The sequence below is a fragment of the Lichenicola cladoniae genome, from assembly GCF_013201075.1.
Classification (GTDB): domain Bacteria; phylum Pseudomonadota; class Alphaproteobacteria; order Acetobacterales; family Acetobacteraceae; genus Lichenicola; species Lichenicola cladoniae.
The window spans coordinates 1,241,579-1,259,026 of record NZ_CP053708.1; the positions used below are offsets into that span (position 1 = coordinate 1,241,579).

Annotated in this window: 13 protein-coding genes; 11 read left to right on the forward strand and 2 right to left on the reverse strand. The window is 67.4% G+C overall.

Annotated elements, in window-relative coordinates; all coding sequences use genetic code 11:
* Positions 1-11: 11 nt before the first annotated feature.
* The gene (locus HN018_RS05665; protein WP_171834592.1) at positions 12-1,205 is read right to left on the reverse strand and encodes an ATP-binding protein; all 1,194 of its coding nucleotides are present in this window, start codon (positions 1,203-1,205) and stop codon (positions 12-14) included.
* A 53-nt stretch (positions 1,206-1,258) separates the two neighbouring features.
* Positions 1,259-2,641 carry a glutamine-hydrolyzing carbamoyl-phosphate synthase small subunit gene (gene carA / locus HN018_RS05670; protein ID WP_171834968.1) on the reverse strand — a complete coding sequence of 461 codons (1,383 nt, stop codon included), beginning with the start codon at positions 2,639-2,641 and terminating at the stop codon, positions 1,259-1,261.
* Between the two features lie 138 nt (positions 2,642-2,779).
* Here carA and HN018_RS05675 point away from each other — a divergent pair, with 138 nt between their 5' ends.
* The 11 genes from HN018_RS05675 (at position 2,780) to HN018_RS05725 (ending at position 17,445) form a co-directional block, all read left to right on the forward strand.
* A complete protein-coding gene (locus HN018_RS05675; RefSeq protein WP_171834969.1) occupies positions 2,780-3,235 on the forward strand; it encodes a GatB/YqeY domain-containing protein in 456 nt (151 codons plus the stop codon).
* A 20-nt stretch (positions 3,236-3,255) separates the two neighbouring features.
* Positions 3,256-5,115 carry a DNA primase gene (gene dnaG, locus HN018_RS05680; protein WP_171834593.1) on the forward strand — a complete coding sequence of 620 codons (1,860 nt, stop codon included), beginning with the start codon at positions 3,256-3,258 and terminating at the stop codon, positions 5,113-5,115.
* Between the two features lie 89 nt (positions 5,116-5,204).
* Positions 5,205-7,160, forward strand: coding sequence for an RNA polymerase sigma factor RpoD (rpoD, locus tag HN018_RS05685; protein ID WP_171834594.1), 1,956 nt, complete (start codon positions 5,205-5,207; stop codon positions 7,158-7,160).
* 90 nt (positions 7,161-7,250) lie between these two features.
* Positions 7,251-7,862 carry a GNAT family N-acetyltransferase gene (locus tag HN018_RS05690; RefSeq protein ID WP_171834595.1) on the forward strand — a complete coding sequence of 204 codons (612 nt, stop codon included), beginning with the start codon at positions 7,251-7,253 and terminating at the stop codon, positions 7,860-7,862.
* Between the two features lie 10 nt (positions 7,863-7,872).
* Positions 7,873-8,859, forward strand: a complete 987-nt coding sequence (locus tag HN018_RS05695) for an energy transducer TonB (protein WP_171834596.1) — start codon at positions 7,873-7,875, stop codon at positions 8,857-8,859.
* A gap of 114 nt (positions 8,860-8,973) precedes the next feature.
* Positions 8,974-11,040, forward strand: coding sequence for a hypothetical protein (locus HN018_RS05700; RefSeq protein WP_171834597.1), 2,067 nt, complete (start codon positions 8,974-8,976; stop codon positions 11,038-11,040).
* Positions 11,041-11,182: 142 nt separating this feature from the next.
* Positions 11,183-12,289 (forward strand): NAD-binding protein, encoded by a 1,107-nt coding sequence (locus HN018_RS05705; protein ID WP_171834598.1) that lies wholly within the window; start codon positions 11,183-11,185, stop codon positions 12,287-12,289.
* Between the two features lie 5 nt (positions 12,290-12,294).
* On the forward strand, positions 12,295-13,101 hold the full coding sequence (locus tag HN018_RS05710; protein ID WP_172443458.1) for a Rossmann-fold NAD(P)-binding domain-containing protein: 807 nt from the start codon (positions 12,295-12,297) through the stop codon (positions 13,099-13,101).
* Entirely contained in the window at positions 13,098-13,919 is an 822-nt protein-coding gene (locus tag HN018_RS05715) for a sugar phosphate isomerase/epimerase family protein (RefSeq protein WP_171834600.1), read from the forward strand. The genes HN018_RS05710 and HN018_RS05715 overlap by 4 nt, the downstream gene beginning before the upstream one ends.
* Positions 13,920-14,028: 109 nt before the next feature.
* Positions 14,029-15,999 (forward strand): hypothetical protein, encoded by a 1,971-nt coding sequence (locus HN018_RS05720; protein ID WP_171834601.1) that lies wholly within the window; start codon positions 14,029-14,031, stop codon positions 15,997-15,999.
* Between the two features lie 63 nt (positions 16,000-16,062).
* Positions 16,063-17,445, forward strand: a complete 1,383-nt coding sequence (locus HN018_RS05725) for a DUF2252 domain-containing protein (protein WP_171834602.1) — start codon at positions 16,063-16,065, stop codon at positions 17,443-17,445.
* Positions 17,446-17,448 lie beyond the last annotated feature (3 nt).

Below are 17,448 nucleotides of genomic sequence, written 5' to 3' on the forward strand. Positions count from 1 at the left end.
TCGGTGCGCCTTCAGGTGCGAGCGTCGGCCGGAGCCGGAACAAGTCGGTGCAGGAACTGGTCGAACAACGGCACGGTGAAATCGGTGGCGCCATGCGCCGGGCTGTAGATCATGCCCTTGCGGATTAGCCCGTCGCGCAGCGGTGCGACCGACTGCACGCGGGTACCCATCGCCGCCGCGACATCGCCGGAGCGATGCGCGTCGGGTCCGAGATCCGCCATCGCATGGCAGTAGGTTTTCTCTCGGGGCGTCAGCCGGTCGTAGCGGACCCGGAAGAAGCCGGCATCGAGTGCGCGTATGGCGCGGCCGTCGGCTTCCTCGATGTCGGCTACGCCGATGACCGGGCCGGCGGCGGCATTCCAGGCATGGTAGCCCCACTCCTGCAGGAAGTAGGGATAGCCGCGGGTGATCGCGACGATCCGGTCGAGCGCCGCATCGTCGAAGCGCGCACCTTCGACGCGCACCGGCTCGGCGAGGGCTAGCCTCGCATCGTCGTCGGACAGCGCGCCGATCTGCGGGAAGTCGAACAGCCGCTCGGCATAGGATTTGGAGCGTCCGCTCAGTCCGACCACCTGCGGCAGACCCGCCGCCATCAGCACCACCGGCAGGCTCTCCTGCATGATGCGATGCATGCTCATGATCAGCGCACTCATGTCGCGCTCGTCGAGATACTGGATCTCGTCCAGGATGATGGCGACCGCCAGCTTCCGCGACGCCGCCGCCCGGCCGACGGCGGCCAGCAGTTCGGGCAGGTCGGCTTCGAGATCGCCGCTATCCGCCGACCCCGGCTCGCCCTCGATGTCGAGTTCGAGTTCCGCGTCGCCGTAGCGCAGCTTGATGCCGGAGACGAAGCTCTTCAGCACGCGCAGCCCACGCTTGACCTGCTCGCTGAGCGCGCCGAGCCGGTCCAGCTCCAGCAGCATCCGGCGCAGATGCGGCACCAGCAGCAACGGCAGCGGCTTCTTTTCGTGCGCCTCGATCAGGCAGACCTTGAACCCGGCATCGCGGGCCAGCTGTGCGGCGCGGGTGAGCACGACCGTCTTGCCGACGCCGCGCAGCCCGACCGCGATGAAGCTCTTGGCGGCGCGGCCCAGCAGGGCGCGCTGCACGACGATCTCCACCTGCTCCAGCAGCAGATGCCTGCCGGCCAGCTCGGGCGGGGTCACGCCGGCGCCGGGCACGAACGGGTTGCGGATCGGATCCATATAGGAAGTTTACTCGATTATAGAGAGAATGCCATATACATCGCTAAACATCCTCAAATCGCCTTGCCGTTCATCAGCCCGACGAAGCGCTCGAACAGGTGGAAGCTGTCGGACGGACCCGGACTGGCCTCGGGATGGTACTGCACGGAGAAGGCCGGCCAGCGATCGCTGGCGATACCCTCGTTGGAGCCGTCGAACAGGCTGACATGGGTGATCCGCACGTCGGCCGGCAGGCTTTTGTCGTCGACCGCGAAGCCATGGTTCTGACTGGTGATCTCGACCTTGCCGGTGGCCAGATCCTTGACCGGCTGGTTGGCGCCGCGATGGCCCTGCACCAGCTTGTAGGTGCTCGCGCCCAGCGCCAGCGCCAGCAACTGGTGGCCGAGGCAGATGCCGAACACCGGCTTGCCCGCTTCGAGCACGCCCCTGATCGCGGGCACCGCGTAGCCGGCGGTCGCCGCCGGATCGCCCGGTCCGTTGGACAGGAACACCCCGTCCGGCGCGTGGGCCAGGATGTCCTCGGCAGTGGCGTTCGCCGGCACGACGGTGACGCGGCATCCGGCCTGCACCAGGCAGCGCAGGATGTTGCGCTTGGCGCCGTAATCGACCGCCACCACGTGCTTGGCGGTGGTATCCGGTCGTTTCGGTTGGGCGCCGTCTGCCCACGTGCCTTCGGTCCAGGCGTAGCTTTGGGTGCACGAGACCTCAAGCGCCAGGTCCATGCCCTCGAGCCCCGGCCAGGAACGCGCGATCTGCTGCAGCGCCGGGATGTCGAAGCCGCCATCGGCGGGATAGGCGAGGATCGCGGTCTGCGGTCCGTTGTCGCGGATGCGCCGGGTCAGTGCGCGGGTATCGACGCCGCAGATGCCGGGGATGCGGCGCGACTTCAGCCAGGCATCCAGGGGCTGGGTCGAACGCCAGTTCGACGGCTCGGTCAGGTCCTCCTTCACCACCAAGCCGCGGGCGGCGATGTTGATCGCCTCCTCGTCCTCGGGCGTGGTGCCGACATTGCCGATATGCGGGAAGGTGAAGGTGATGATCTGGCCGGCGAACGACGCATCGGTCAGCGTCTCCTGGTAGCCGGTCATCCCGGTCGAGAAGCAGATCTCGCCGATCGACTGCGCCTGGCTGTGCGCGCCGAAACCGCGGCCCCACATGACGCTGCCATCCGCCAGCACCAGTGCCGCGGTGGCCCCGGCCGGAGCGGGGTGCGGGTGTGATGATGCGCTTGGCATGGCCGGCTCCGCGGGCTTGGGGGAAAGGGAAAGGTCGGACACGACAAGGTCGGTCGCCTGCAGGATGGCGGTCCAGTGCTTGGGTGGAACCGCGCGCGCCTGTCGCCATTTACGGATGGCCTCGGTGCCGACGCCGGTCAGCCGGGCTGCCTGCTCGGTGCCTCCCAATCGTTCGATGATCGCCTCGACCGTCATCGGCATGACATAAGGACCTTCCAGACCGCGTCCGGACGGCTTAGCAAGAGGGTGGTCCATTGGGAAGATAATTCCCACTTGGCGGTCAAAGGCCGGATGGGAAATCTCTTCCCTGCATGGTCGGGTATGATGGAGTTCGACCCCATGTCGCTGCGTGTGCGCTTCACCGACGGTCTGAAAACGGCGATGAAGGCGGGTGACGCGCCCCGCGTCTCGACGCTTCGCATGGTGCTGGCGAGGCTCAAGGACCTGGATATCGCCGCCCGGCCCAAGGGCATCGAACAGATCCCCGACGACGAAGTCACCGCCATGCTCCGCAACATGGTCAAGTCCCGCAGGGAGTCCGCCACCATGTTCCTGCAGGGCGGCCGGGGCGAGCTGGCGTCCAAGGAAGATGCCGAGATCGTGGTGATCGAGGAGTTCCTACCGGTGCCGATGGACGAGGCGGCGCTGGTCCTCGCCGTCGCTGATGCGGTCGCGGCAACCGGAGCCGCGTCGATGAAGGACATGGGCAAGGTGATGGCGTCGCTGAAGACGACGCACGGCGCAGTACTCGATCTCGGCCGGGCCAACGCGCTGGTGAAGGCGCGGCTGTCCTGACCGGCTGATCGCACCCGCGGATGGCATTCGATCCCGCCTTTCTCGACGAGCTGCGCGCCCGCACCCCGCTCGGCGCGGTGATCGGGCGCAAGACCAAGCTCGTTCGGTCGGGGCGCCAGCTCAAGGCGTGCTGCCCGTTCCATGGCGAGAAGACCCCGTCCTTCTATGTCTATGACGACCATTTCCACTGCTTCGGCTGCGGCGCGCATGGCGACGCGATCTCGTTCGTCATGCAGGCGGAGGGGCGCTCGTTCATGGAGGCGGTCGAGGGCCTGGCCTCCGAGGCGGGCCTCGAGGTGCCGAAGCAGGCCCCCGCCGATCGCGGCCGGGCGGAGCGTGCACGAACCCTGACCGACGTGCTCGACGCCGCCCAGCGCAGCTACGTGCGCCGGCTGCACAGCGGCGAGGGCAGGGACGGGCTTTCCTACCTGCGTGGCCGCGGCCTGACCGACGCCACCATTGCCGACCATGGGCTCGGCTGGTCCGGCGACGGGCGCGGCAGCCTGATGACCGAACTCCGCGAACAGAACTTTCCGCCCGAGCTGATTGCCGAGGCCGGGCTGATGCGCGTGGACGAGGAGGGGCGTCCCAAGGGCGAGCTGTTCTTCAACCGGGTCACCTTTCCGATCCGCGACAAGCGCGGCGGGCTGGTGAGTTTCGGCGGGCGGACCCTGGGCGACGGCCAGCCGAAATACCTGAATGGTCCGGAGACCCCGCTGTTCATCAAGCGCCGCACCCTATTCGGGCTGGAGCGCGCCAGTTCCAACCTGCGCACGATCCGCCCGCCCGGCAGCACCGCCCTGGCATCGCGCGAACTGGTGGTGGTCGAGGGCTATATGGACGTGATCGCCCTGCACCAGGCCGGTTTCGGCGGCGCCGTCGCGCCGCTGGGCACGGCGCTCACCCCCGAACAGCTCGAGGCGCTATGGCGCGTGGCGCCGGCACCGGTGCTGTGTTTCGACGGCGATAGTGCCGGGCGGCGGGCGGCGATCCGGGCGGCCGAGACCGCGCTGCCGTTGCTGGACCCGGAGCGGACGCTGCGCTTCGTCCGGCTGCCGGAAGGCGAGGACCCGGACAGCCTGGTGCGCAAGCAGGGTGCACCGGCGATGACGGCCGAACTGGCCGGGGCGGCCGGCCTGGCCGACGTGCTGTTCGAGCTGCTGAGCGAGGGCATCAGGAACCCCGGTCCGGAGCAACGCGCGTCGCTGCACGCGAAACTGACCGAGGCCGCCGCGACGATCGGCCACAAGGGACTGGCCAGCGAGTACCGCCGCACCCTGCAGCAACGCTTCTTCGAGACGTTCGCCAAGCAACGCCAGACCGGCCGTGCCGGGGGGCGGGCACAGGATGGGAGGTCCGCGTTCAAGCCGGCTCCGGTCATGTCGGGCGCCAGGCCGGTTCCGGCCGCGGACCGGGTCAGGCTCGAGCGGATGCGCCTGCTGCTCGCGATCCTGCTCCGTCATCCGGACCTGCTGGCCGATGTCGAACAGGCGCTATGCGGGCTTGATTTACCCGACGATCTGGCGTCTATGCGGGCTGCGATTCTGGAGGCGGCCCATGCCTCACCGACACTTGACTCGGCAGGGCTCACAGCCCACCTGCAGTCAGCCGGACTGTCGGCACAAATCGACACGATATCGGCTCCCTCGCCTTTGCCCATGCCTGCCGGCGCGTCCCATGACGCAATGCCAGCGGAAGCGGAAAAGACGTGGTGGCATTTTTTTGGCTTCCTGAGTGTCGAGGGCTTGCGAGAACAGAGAGCAGCGGCGGAGCAGGCATTCATCCAGTGTCCGGATGAAGAGAGCCAGAAGCGATTGATCTTACGGAAAATGACGTTGGATTTCGTCGAACGTGGCGAGATTGCCGACGAAGAAGGCTGAAACGGCCGAGGCCATGAGCCCGACCCGCCTCGTGTGGCGTGGTCGTTGCGAGGCAATCGGCCAGGGACCGGGTTGGAGTTGAGTTAAGCATGGCGACGAAGACGGCGGCGACGACGGAAGCGACCACTGGCGAGCAGGATGCCGACGCCTCCTTGCTCGACACGCAATCCGCAGCAGTCAAGCGCCTCATCGCGCGTGGTCGCGAGCGCGGCTACATAACTTTCGACGAGCTCAACGCGGTCCTGCCGCCGGACCAGATGTCGTCCGAGCAGATCGAGGACGTAATGGCCGTGCTGTCCGAGATGGGCATCCAGGTCGTCGAGAACGAGGATAACGAGGAAACCGAAACTCCCCGCGAGGAGGAAGAGGAAAAGAAGCCCGAGGCCGAGGAGGGCGAGACCCCCACCGGCAACGTCGATGCCGAGAGCCTGGGCCGCACCGACGATCCGGTGCGGATGTACCTGCGCGAGATGGGCTCGGTCGAGCTGCTGTCCCGCGAAGGCGAGATCGCGATCGCCAAGCGCATCGAGGCCGGCCGCGACGAGATGATCGGCGGGCTGTGCGAAAGCCCGCTGACCTTCCGCGCGATCATTTCCTGGCATGACCGGCTCAAGGTCGGGCAGATGCTGCTGCGCGACATCATCGACCTCGAGGCGACCCAGGCCGGCAACGCGGCGCTGGAGGAAGTGCCCGAGGGCGGTGGCATCCCGACGCCGGCGGAGCCCAGCTTCGAGGCGGCGCCCGAGCTCGACGACCAGGATGAAGGCGAAGGCGTCGGCCTGTCTTTGTCGGCGCTCGAGGAGAAGCTCAAGCCGGAGGTTCTGCTCCATTTCGAGGAGATCGAGAACCTCTACAAGAAGCTGCACAAGCTGCAGGCCAAGCGGCTCGAAGGCCTCACTTCCGGCGAGGAAGTCTCCGATCGCTCGGAAAAGAGCTACGAGAAGCTGCGCGACGAGCTGGTTGCCAAGGTCGAGCAGGTCCACCTGCACAACAACCGCATCGAGGAGCTGGTCACCCAGCTCAAGCAGATCAGTCAGCTGCTGAACGGCCTCGAGGGCCGGATGCTGCGTCATGCCGAGAGCGCCAAGGTCAGCCGCGACGACTTCCTGCTGAAGTATCGCGGCCGCGAGATGGAGCCCGGCTGGATGGAGGCGATGGCGGTGCTTCCGGGCAAGCCCTGGAAGAACTTCGTCGCCAAGCATGCACCCGACGTGATGGATCTGCGCGTCAAGGTCGGGCAGATCGCCCAGGATACCGGCCTGCCGATCAGCGAGTTCCGGCGCGTCTATGCGACGGTGTCGCGCGGCGAGCGCGATTCCGCGCGCGCCAAGAAGGAGATGATCGAGGCCAACCTCCGCCTCGTGATTTCGATCGCCAAGAAATACACCAACCGCGGCCTGCAGTTCCTGGACCTGATCCAGGAGGGCAACATCGGCCTGATGAAGGCGGTCGATAAGTTCGAGTACCGCCGCGGGTATAAGTTCTCGACCTATGCCACCTGGTGGATCCGCCAGGCGATCACCCGCTCGATCGCCGACCAGGCGCGGACGATCCGCATCCCGGTGCACATGATCGAGACGATCAACAAGCTGGTGCGTACCTCGCGCCAGATGCTGCACGAGATCGGCCGTGAGCCGGCCCCCGAGGAGCTTGCCGAGAAGCTCGGCATGCCGCTCGAGAAGGTCCGCAAGGTGCTCAAGATCGCCAAGGAGCCGATCAGCCTCGAGACGCCGATCGGCGACGAGGAGGACAGCCATCTCGGCGACTTCATCGAGGACAAGACCGCGGTCATTCCGCTCGATGCGGCGATCCAGACCAACCTGCGCGAAGCCACCACGCGGGTGCTGTCCTCGCTGACGCCACGCGAGGAGCGGGTTCTGCGGATGCGCTTCGGCATCGGCATGAACACCGACCATACGCTCGAGGAAGTCGGGCAGCAGTTCAACGTGACCCGCGAGCGTATCCGCCAGATCGAGGCGAAGGCGCTGCGCAAGCTCAAGCACCCGAGCCGCAGCCGCAAGCTGCGGTCGTTCCTGGACGATTAGCCGGCGACCACGGCCGTGCTCGTTCGTTGCCCGGTTCTCGACCCCCACTGATGTTCCGGCCCGGATGCGGGCCGGAAGAGGCAAACACGAATGTCCATCTGGCAGCCGCAGCTCCAGGATCGGAGCACGACCCGGGTTGCTGTCGACGTCACCTTCCTGCGTCTGGATCCGAATGCCGTCGGCGCGCCGGTCCCTCCGGATGACGGCGTTCCGACGAGCTTTCCACCCGGTTGCGATCTGGTCAGGGTCCTGGCGCCGACCGTGGAGTTCTATCGCTACCTCTACAATACCGTCGGGAATGCCTATTGCTGGTGGCTCAGGCGCATGACGCCCGATATCGAGCTGGCCGCGCTGCTGGCGAATCCCAAGATCAGTCTGCATGTGCTGTATCGGGGCGGCGAACCGATCGGCTTCTTCGAGCTGGACGGGCGTGACAGCCTGGACGTCAATCTCAGCTATTTCGGGCTGATGCCGCACGCCATCGGCACCGGCGCCGGCTACCCGCTCCTGCTGGCCGCCGTCCACACCGCGCGTGCGGGCAGCAGTGGCGGGGTCGTCCGGGTCAATACCTGCACCGCCGATCATCCGAGGGCGTTGGGCACGTATCTGCGCGCCGGCTTCGTGCCGATGCGGACGGTGCGCGAGATCTGGGACATCCCGAACCGCCTCGGATTGCCGATCGCCGACCGCCTGCGGGCGTAGGCCGCCCTAGATGACCCGCGGACCGTCGCGCAATGGTCCGGGCGTGTCGGATCCGGTAATGCGCCTGGCTCCGTTGCCGCCCGCTTCTATCGGCATGGGCAACACGCCGCCGGTCCTGGCGCCGGCGCTGCCGACACGGCTGGCACCGATACCGTCGCGGCGGACCACGCAACCGGCAGTGCGGGTCCCGGCACAGGCGCGCGTGCGGCTGTTCGTGCCGTCGCGTGCGTGGGGCGGACGCCGGCGACGCGAGCTGCTGTTCGCAGCCGCCGGGCTGGCGGTTCTGTTCCATGTGCTGCTGACCGTGGCCATCCTGGAGGCGCCGCATCTGTGGCCCGCACCGGCGACCCCGCTCGCGGCGCCGCCGCCATCCGCCTCGGACCCGCCGACCATCGAGATGCTGATGGACAAGAACCGCTATGCCGGCGGCTCCCAGGCGACCCCGCCGGCGAGCCCGACGCCGCCGGCACCGGTCGCGCCGCCGTCGCCGCCCAAGCCGCAGCCACCCGCGGCGCCCGACCTGGCCTCATCCACCCTGGCGTCCCGCGAGCAGGTGACGGTGCCACCGGCGTCGCATGACCCGACCACGACGCGGCCGCCCAGCCCGACGCCCCCGGCGCCGGAGGCGGCAGCCCAGCCGAGCCAGCCCCAGGTCAACCTCGATCAGGCCGATGGGCTCGGCTACGGCATGCAGGACGATCCGAGGATCATCCCTGCGAGCCCGGACGACAGCCATGCCAACCGGATGCCTCCCTATCCGCCCGCCGCCGGCCGGCGCGGCGAGGAGGGATCGGTGCAGATGCTGATCCGGATCGCCGCCGACGGGTCGGTCACCTCGGTCGAGGTCGCGACCAGTTCGGGCTACCAGACCCTCGACCGCACCGCGCGGGACGCGGTCGTGCACTGGCACTTCAGGCCGGCCGTCCAGGACGGCGTCGCGGTCCCGACCCAGATGATGCAGGTCTTCAACTTCAGGATCGACCGCAAGCACCCGTAGGAACAACCCGGTGGTGGTTTGGACATCGCCAGCTATGACTTTCCTGTGTAATCGATGGGCGGTCTGGAACCTGCGGTTGGCGGATGGTCCAGGTCCTGCCCCGGTTCCGATATCTTGCAGGAAATGGCCGATGGCGAACTCGTGCACCACACACTGCGCATCGATGGCGCCCTGAAGATGCCCAACGATCTTCGGATGGCACGCAGCCCGGTCGTGCAGCGGGACGGCGCCTACCATCTCAGGCTCCCTGGCGGCGGTACTGCGCCGCTCTACGACCAGCCCGGCTTGGCGGCTCGAAGCTTCCTCGACGGCTGGTCGCCCACCGCCTTCCATCCCGGCATCGGTCCGTTGCGCCTGCTTGCATTCACCGGGCCGGATGGTGCCCGCGCCTGCTGGTTTCTCGACCAGGGCAACGTGCGCCTGGGCGACAGCCTGACCGACCTTCCGCCCGAGGTGGCGGGCGCGTTCCTGGCGGCTGCCTGCCCAATGCTGCAGGGCCTCGTCCGCGAGGTCATGCTGCGGCCGAGGCCGCGGCCGTCGGCACTCGAAGCCGCGGACGCGTTGCTGCTGCTCGGCCCGCTGGTATGCGAGCAGGCGGTGGAGGCGATCGGCGACGACCTCGTCCTGAAGCCGCGGATGATGCTGGTGGACAAGCTTTCGCCGACCATCTCGATCGACACTCCGGACGGAAACCAGGTCGAGGCCGGTATCGACCGCCTGCACATCCAGTCCGGCTTCGCCGTCACCCTGCAGGACCGCCTGGTCGCCTCGACCCGGAACGGCGTGCTGACCTGGCCCAGTCCGGTCAATGGCCGTCCGTTGCAGGTACAGGGCTGCCTGTATTTGGACGATTTCCGCCTGGCCTACCGGTTTGCCGATACCATCCACGGTCTGGTCTTCTACGTGATCGCTTCGGACCATCTGTGCCGCGCACTCGGGATATACTTCCCGACCGGCAACCTCCTGGTGGTGAAGGACGAGTGGAGCCGGCACCTGTCCGACGTCTATTTCCCGGACGGGGTCGGGCGCCGGATCGCCAGCCACTGCGCAGCCTGGGCGCAGGAGCTGGTTCCCTATCTCGCCCGCGGCGTGCAGGGGACCGCCAGCATCATGCGTGGCCCCTCGGGCGCGCATCTCGGCCATCAGCTCTGGAACGAGCTGACCGGCATGGAGACGCTGCTGACCCATGCGGCCGGGTCGTTCATCCCGGAATGGATCGTCGCCGGCGCCGGTGAGGGCGTCGAGTTCTGGGGCCCGATCGAGCGGCTGTTTCCCGAGCTCGAGGGCCGCGTCAACCGCACGCTCGCCGACGATGCCGGGATCACCGCGTATCTGTATGCCAAGGGCCTGTGCGCCGCGCGGGTGACCGGGGAACGTATCTCGGCCGAGTTGCGCCGGCGCCTGCAGGCGAGCGTGGACACGGGGGCGGCGCGGCATCGGCTGCACGCGCTTCGGCGCCAGACCGGCAAGGCGTCCGGCCCGCAAATGCCCGGCGACATGCCGCCGCCGGTCATCCTGCTGGGGCTGCGTGTCGAGAACCGGACGATGACCGACCTCGCCGGCTTCTGTATCAGGCTGGCCGGCCTGATCGCCAGGACCTGGCCGGGCGCGGTCCTGGTCGTGGATGGCCATAATTCGCGGGAAGGCGGGACCGGCGTGCACAGCAGCCGGATCATGAGCCATGGCGAGGTGCTGGCGGCGCACACGCCGCTGAGCATCGAGCAGGCGATCGTCGTCCAGATGCGCGCTGCATTGGCTGGCCTGCCGATCCATATCGAGGACACGCTCGACCAGCCGATCGGCGCCAGCCTGGCGTGGTCGATGCTGTCAGACTGCTTCATCTCAATCTGGGGCGCGAGCCTCGCCAAGTTCCGCTGGGTCTGCAACAAGCCGGGGCTTGCGGTCAGTAGCCGGGCCAACCTGCTGCACCGCGACGACCTGCACATCTACGACCAGCCGCGCTACATGGAAGACCCGACCCGGTTGCTGATGGCGGACCCCGCCTCCGTCACCGACGAACCGGACGCGCCCCGTCTGGTGCCGGTGGCCCTCGACAATCCCTTCTTTGCCAATTTCCGGGTCGACGAGGACCGGCTGTTCGACCAGTTCCGCGCCTTCGTGTTCGAGGTGATGACGGAGGCGTCGCTGAACGGTGCCGCGACCCCGCCGCCGGGGACGTAGGCGTCCGCCGCAGACGCACGGTTGTAGCCGGACTGTCGCGGACACGCGATTTTCGTCTAGGATTGTTCCGGAGGCAGCCGGTCTGGGTGCCCGACAGGATGCGTCCGGCGCCGCCCGACCGCAGGCTTTCGAGAGGATGGTCATGGTTTCGAGAGTGGCGATCATCGGTGCCGGCTGGTATGGCTGTCATCTCGGCAGTTCGCTGAAGTCGCTGGGCTTCGACGTCAAGGTGTTCGAGCAGCACCACCGGCCGCTGCACGAGGCATCCGGCAACAACCAGTTCCGACTGCATCTCGGCTTCCATTATCCGCGCCATCACGGCACCCGGGTGCAGTCGCGCGACGGGTTCATGCGGTTCATGGAGCGCTATCCGCAGCTCAGCCGCGAGGTCGTCGAGAACATCTACGCGGTGCCGAAGGCCGAGAGCCTGATCGACTTCGCGACATACCGGCTGATCATGACCTCGACCGGCATCGAGTTCCGGGAGCAGAACGAGACCTCGATCCCGATCCGCGAGATCGCCGGGCTGATGCTGACCGCCGAGCGGGTGCTGCTGATCGAGCAGGCTCGCCGGTTCTTCAGGGACCTGCTGGGCGACAGCCTGGTGCTGAACCACAAGGTGACCTCGATCGAGGAGGACACCGACTGCGTCATGGTCGAGGGCGAACCCTACGACCTGCTGATCGACGCGAGCTGGGGACAGCAGCTCGGCATGCCGATGCCGTTCTTCTACGAGCCGACCGTGCTGCTCTATTACGAGACCGACCACGCCTTTCCGGCCTGCACGTTCGTCGATGGTCCGCTCTGCTCGGTGTATCCGACCGAGGATCCGAACATCTACACCCTCTCCAGCGTGCCGCACACGCCGCTGGCCCGCGTGACGAATGCGCAAGAGGCCCAGCGGATCCGCGACAGCGTCTCGTCGGAAACCGTCAGCGCCAAGGTGAAGGCGATGGAGGAACAGGTCGGCCGCTACCTGCCGACGTTCAAGGAGAGCTTCCGGTTCGTCGGCCCGCAGCTTGCCATCAAGACCAAGCCGGTCGGCAACTTCGACGATCGCAGCTGCTCGGTGTTCCGGCGCGGCCGCGTGTTCCATGTCATGTCGGGCAAGATCGACACGATCTTCTTCGCCATGGAGCGGATCCTGGCCTTCATCGAATCCAGCCGCGAGCGGGGCTTCACGCCGCTGGCGAGCCCGCTGCGACGCGACATCGTCAAGCGCAGTCTGCTGACCCAGGAGCAGGGCTGAACACCATGAGCGAGAGCCCTGCAATGAGCGTACGCGCACTGATCGGCCATACCGGTTTCGTCGGCTCCAACCTGATCCGGCAGCAGGGCTTCGACAAACTCTACAACTCGACCAGCATCGGCCAGATCGACGGCGACCATTTCACCGACGTGATATGCGCGGGCGTCGGGGCGGTGAAATGGTGGGCGAACCAGAACGCGGACGAGGATCGTGCGCGGATCGAAGGCCTGATCGCCCATCTCGACACCATCACCACCGACAACTTCACCCTGATCTCGACCATCGACGTCTACGGCTCGCCGATCGGGGTCAGCGAGGCGGACCAGCCGATCCTCGAGGGCCTGCATCCCTATGGCTCGAACCGCGCCATGCTGGAGCGTTACGTGTCCGACCGCTTCGCCAATCACCAGATCGTCCGCCTGCCGGCACTGTTCGGGGCGGGCCTGAAGAAGAACGCGATCTACGACCTGATGAACGGCAACCGCATCGACGTGATCAACGGCGCCTCGGTGTTCCAGTGGTATCCGCTCGAACGGCTGTCGGCGGATCTCGAACTGGCCCGCACCCGTCACCTGGGCGTGGTAAACCTCGCCACCGAACCGGTGTCGATGGAGGAGATCCGGGCGCGGTTCTTTCCCGGCAGTGCGATCGGCGCGGATGCGGCCCCGCAGGCCCGTTACGACATGCGTACGATCCATGACGCGGAGTTCGGGGGCGTGGACGGCTACATTCTCGACAAGGCAGGGGTGCTTGCGGCGATGGAGCGGTTCATCGCCAATGAGAGTGGCACGACGGACGGAGCCCGCATGTGAGGCGGCTCGGCGTTTCGAACCTCGCCTGGAGCCCTGAGTCGGAAGCACGCGCATTCGCGCTTCTGGCCGGGCACGCCGTCGACGGCGTCGAGGTGGCGCCGACCCGCATCGCTCCGTGGGACGATCTGACCCCGGCGCGGCTGGCGGCATTCCGCGATGGCTGCACCGCGTCCGGCCTGTCGGTGAGTTCGCTGCAGGCGGTGTTCTTCGGCAAGCCGGAGGCGACGCTGCTCGCCGACCAGGCCGGCTTCGACGCGATGTGTGCCCACATGCACGTGCTGGCGAAAATCGCCGAGACGCTCGGGGCCGGCGTCGCGGTGTTCGGCGCGCCCAGGAGCCGGCTCAAGGGCGACCTGTCGAACGACGATGCGATGGCGCTGGCGGCCGAGCGGCTCTCCGTGCTGGGCGACATCGCCGCAACCGGCGGCCTGGTCCTCGGCATGGAGCCGGTGCCGCCCGTCTATGGCGCCGACTTTCTCAACCGGTATCGCGACATCATCGCGATCGTCGAGATGACCGGCCACCCGAACATCCGCGCGCATCTCGATACCGGTTGCGTGACGCTCGGCGGCGACCGGCCGGCGGACGCGATCCGCGAGGCCGCTCCGCTGCTGGCGCATTACCACATGGCCGAGGCGCAACTCGGATCGTTCGCGTCACCCGGCTTCGATCATGCGTCGGCCGGACGGGCGCTGGACGAGATCGGCTACGATCGCTGGGTGGTGATCGAGATGAAGCAGGGCGAGGGGGATGGCCTCGCGGACGTCGAGACCGCGATCGCCTACGCCCGGACGCATTATTTCGGTGCGGCAACCTGATCGGGACGATGCGGCATGCTCACGATCGGCCAGGTAGGATTGAGTCCATGACCGGCCTCGGTCCGGACATTCCCCATCCGCAAAAGCCGTGCGCGTGGTAGAAACGTTCGTGAGCCAGTCTGCCGGCACCGTGGCTGATCCGGCGACGTCGCCCGCCCTGCCGCCCGGCGGTGACTATCTGATCGCGGATCCGCTCTTTCTCAAGAACGGATCGCTTCACATCACCCTGTGCGGCCATGACCTGCCGTTGCTGATGAGCGGCGAGCCGGTACGGGAGTTCCTGCCCGGCTGGCGTGCGGCGGCGCTGTTCACCGGGTTTGCGCCGTTGTTCCTGCTCGAACTGGTTCATGACAGCGGTGCCCGCGCGACCTGGTTCCACGACCACCGGCTGCAGCGGATAGGTGACGCCGTTGCTGCATTACCGCGTGAATTGGCCGATCTATTGAAAAGCCGTGCCGTGCCGCTGCTCCGGTTGCTGACTGGCCCCTTGTTGGGAAGCTGCACTCCTTTTGTCGATCCCCGGGTGCGCGCCTTCCTCGGCGTCAACGAGGCCACCCGCCTGGCGATCGGCATGCTCTGCGTCGACGAGCTGGTGCGTCCGCCGATCCTGCATCTCGTGGGCGAACTGGTATCGAACGCGCTGGTGTATCGCGGCGAGGACGACCGCCTACGGCTGCTCGACCATGACTGGGTTTCGGAAGCGCTTTTTCAGGACTGGCAGGATCGTATCGCTGGCTTCGCGCGTGCAGGCCGGATGAGCTGGCCGAGCCCGGTCGATGGCGTCGAGTTGTATGCGCAGGGCGGACTGGTATTCGACGATTTCCATTTCGCCTTCCGCTTCGTGGACCACCGGCACAAGCTGGTGTTCTTCGTCATGGTCGGCGAGCACCTGTCGGCGATCGCCGGCATCTGGTTCCCGTCGATGGGACTGATGGTCACCCGGGACGGGACGCAGCATGGTCTGGCCCGGGCCCTGATCCGCAGCATGCCGACCTGGTTCGTCACCCACTCGCTGTTATGGGCGGATGAGTTGTTCGCCTACCTGAACAAGGGCGCCACCCGGTTCGCCAGCGTCATGCGCGGGCCGCCGGGGGTTCATATCGGCCACCAGCTCTGGAACGAGCTGAGCGGCATCGACCGCTACGTGCAGGATGCGCCCGACGCACTGCTCGAGTGGATCGTCCTGAATTCGGGTGAGGGGATCGAGGTGTACGGGCCGATCGACCGGCTGTTCCCGGAACTCGCCGGTAAGGTCAATCGCCGCCTACATAACGCTGCCGACTTGGCCCGCTACGCTTATGAGCACGGCATCCTGGTGCTGCGCGTGACGCGTGAGCACGTGTCCCGCCGCCTGCGCCAGCGGATCCAGCAGCACGTGGCGCAACTGCCGGCCGCACGCCGGGTGACGGACATGCTGCCGGCGGGACGCGACGCTCCGGTGATCCTGTTCGGTCTGAGGGTCGAGAACCGCACGATCGTCGATCTCGGCGAGTTCCTGGAGCACTTCGTGGCGTTCGTTGCCGATCGCTATCCGGGCGCCCTGATCGTGTTCGACGGCCATAACGCAGCCGGCGAGGAAGCGGATGGCAAGGTCATCGGCAGCCACGGCGAAGGGTTCGCCGGCCGCAGCCCGGTGAGCGTCGAGCACGAGCTGGTCTCGGGCCTGCGCACGGCTTTTTCCGAAAGCCCGGTGACGATCCTTGACACCATCGGCGCACCGATTTCCGCCAGCATCGCCTGGGCGACCGCAAGCGACTGCTTCGTGTCGATCTGGGGTGCGAGCCTCGCGAAGTATCGCTGGGTCTGCAACGCGCCCGGCTATGTGCTGACCAGCCGCGCGAACCTGCTGCAGCGCGGCGACCTGCATATCTACGACGATCCCGCCTACATGCAGGACCCGTCGCCGCTGGTTTTCCCCGATCCCGATCTGATCACCGACGAACCGGATGCGGTGCAGCTCGTGCCGGTGGCGCCGGGGGACTGGGCGCTGTTCAATTTCCGTGTCGACCAGGCGCGGCTGCTGCCGGAGATCGGCATGTTCATCGATCGTGCCATGGAGGTTCGGGCCGACCGGGCCTGACCTGCGGGGACGCGTCACCGGTCAGGCGTGGACACCGGTCGTACACTGCGTCTAGGACCGGGGATGGACAACCAAGCCAGCCTTCCGCTTCGTTCGCGAACCGACCGCCATGCCGCCGGGAAGGCGCTTCGCCAAGCCACCAGGCGCCCGGTGCACGCGGAGTGGCAGCCGTCGGCGAGCCGCCCCGATCCGATCGGCATCATCGAGGCCCAGGGCGCCAGTCGCATTCCCGAGCTGCTGCCGATCCGCTATGGCCGGATGAAGGCCTCGCCGCTCGCCTTCCTGCGCGGCGCGGCTGCGATCATGGCAGCCGATCTCGCAACGACCCCAGCCAGCGGCCTGCGCGTGCAGAGCTGCGGCGACTGCCATCTGGCGAATTTCGGGAGCTACGCCACCCCGGAAGGCCTGCCGGTTTTCGACATCAACGATTTCGATGAAACGCTGCCTGCGCCGTTCGAGTGGGACGTCAAGCGCCTCGCCGCCAGCCTTGTCCTGAGCGGCCGCGAGCACGGATTGCGCGAACGCGACAGCCGCCGGCTCGCCCTCGATGCCACGCAGGCCTACGGGCGCGAACTCGCGCGCCTGGCGCGACTGACCCCGCTGGAAGCCTGGGGCACCCGGATCGACCTGCTGGATGCGATCGACGCGATCGACGACCACCATGCGAGGAACCGGGCCCGTGCCAGCCTGGACGAGCAACTGCACAGCGCGTCGACGCAGTTCGGCCTGCTCGACACCGGCAGCCGGACTCCGCGCCTGCGCGAGAAGCCGCCGCTGGTGATCCGCCTTCCCGAACATGAGGCCGCGACCCGGCAGGCATTCGCCCGCTATGCCGCAACGCTTTCGCCGGAACGCCGGCTGCTGCTCGAGCGCTACCGGCTCGAAGACGTCGTGTTCAAGGTGGTGGGTGTCGGCAGCGTCGGCACCTTCTGCGCGATTGGCCTGTTCGCCACCGCGGACGGCGAACCGCTGCTGCTGCAGATCAAGCAGGCGCAGGCGTCGGTGCTGGAACCGTTCGCCGGCGGATCGACCTATCCGGACGCAGGCGAGCGGGTGGTGGTTGGCCAGCGGATCATGCAGGCGGCGTCCGACCTTTTCCTGGGCTGGACCCACACCACCGGGCCGCATCATGACGACGATACCAGTGCCGCGGCCGGCCGGCAGTTCTATGTAAGGCGGGTCAAGGATGCCCGTCTTGCCGCCCTGGCGCCGCAGATCGAGCAGCACGGGCTGGCCGAGTATGCCGCCCTGTGCGGGCGAACGCTGGGCCGGGCGCATGCGCGGTCCGGCGACATCGTCGGGCTCGCCGCCTATCTCGGGCAAGGCCGCAGCTTCTCGCACGCGATCGCCGATTTCGCGGTGCTGTATGCCGACCAGACCGAGCGCGACTGGCAGGGCTTCAACCAGGCCATCGAGTCCGGCCGCCTGACTGCCGCGCCGGGCTGACGG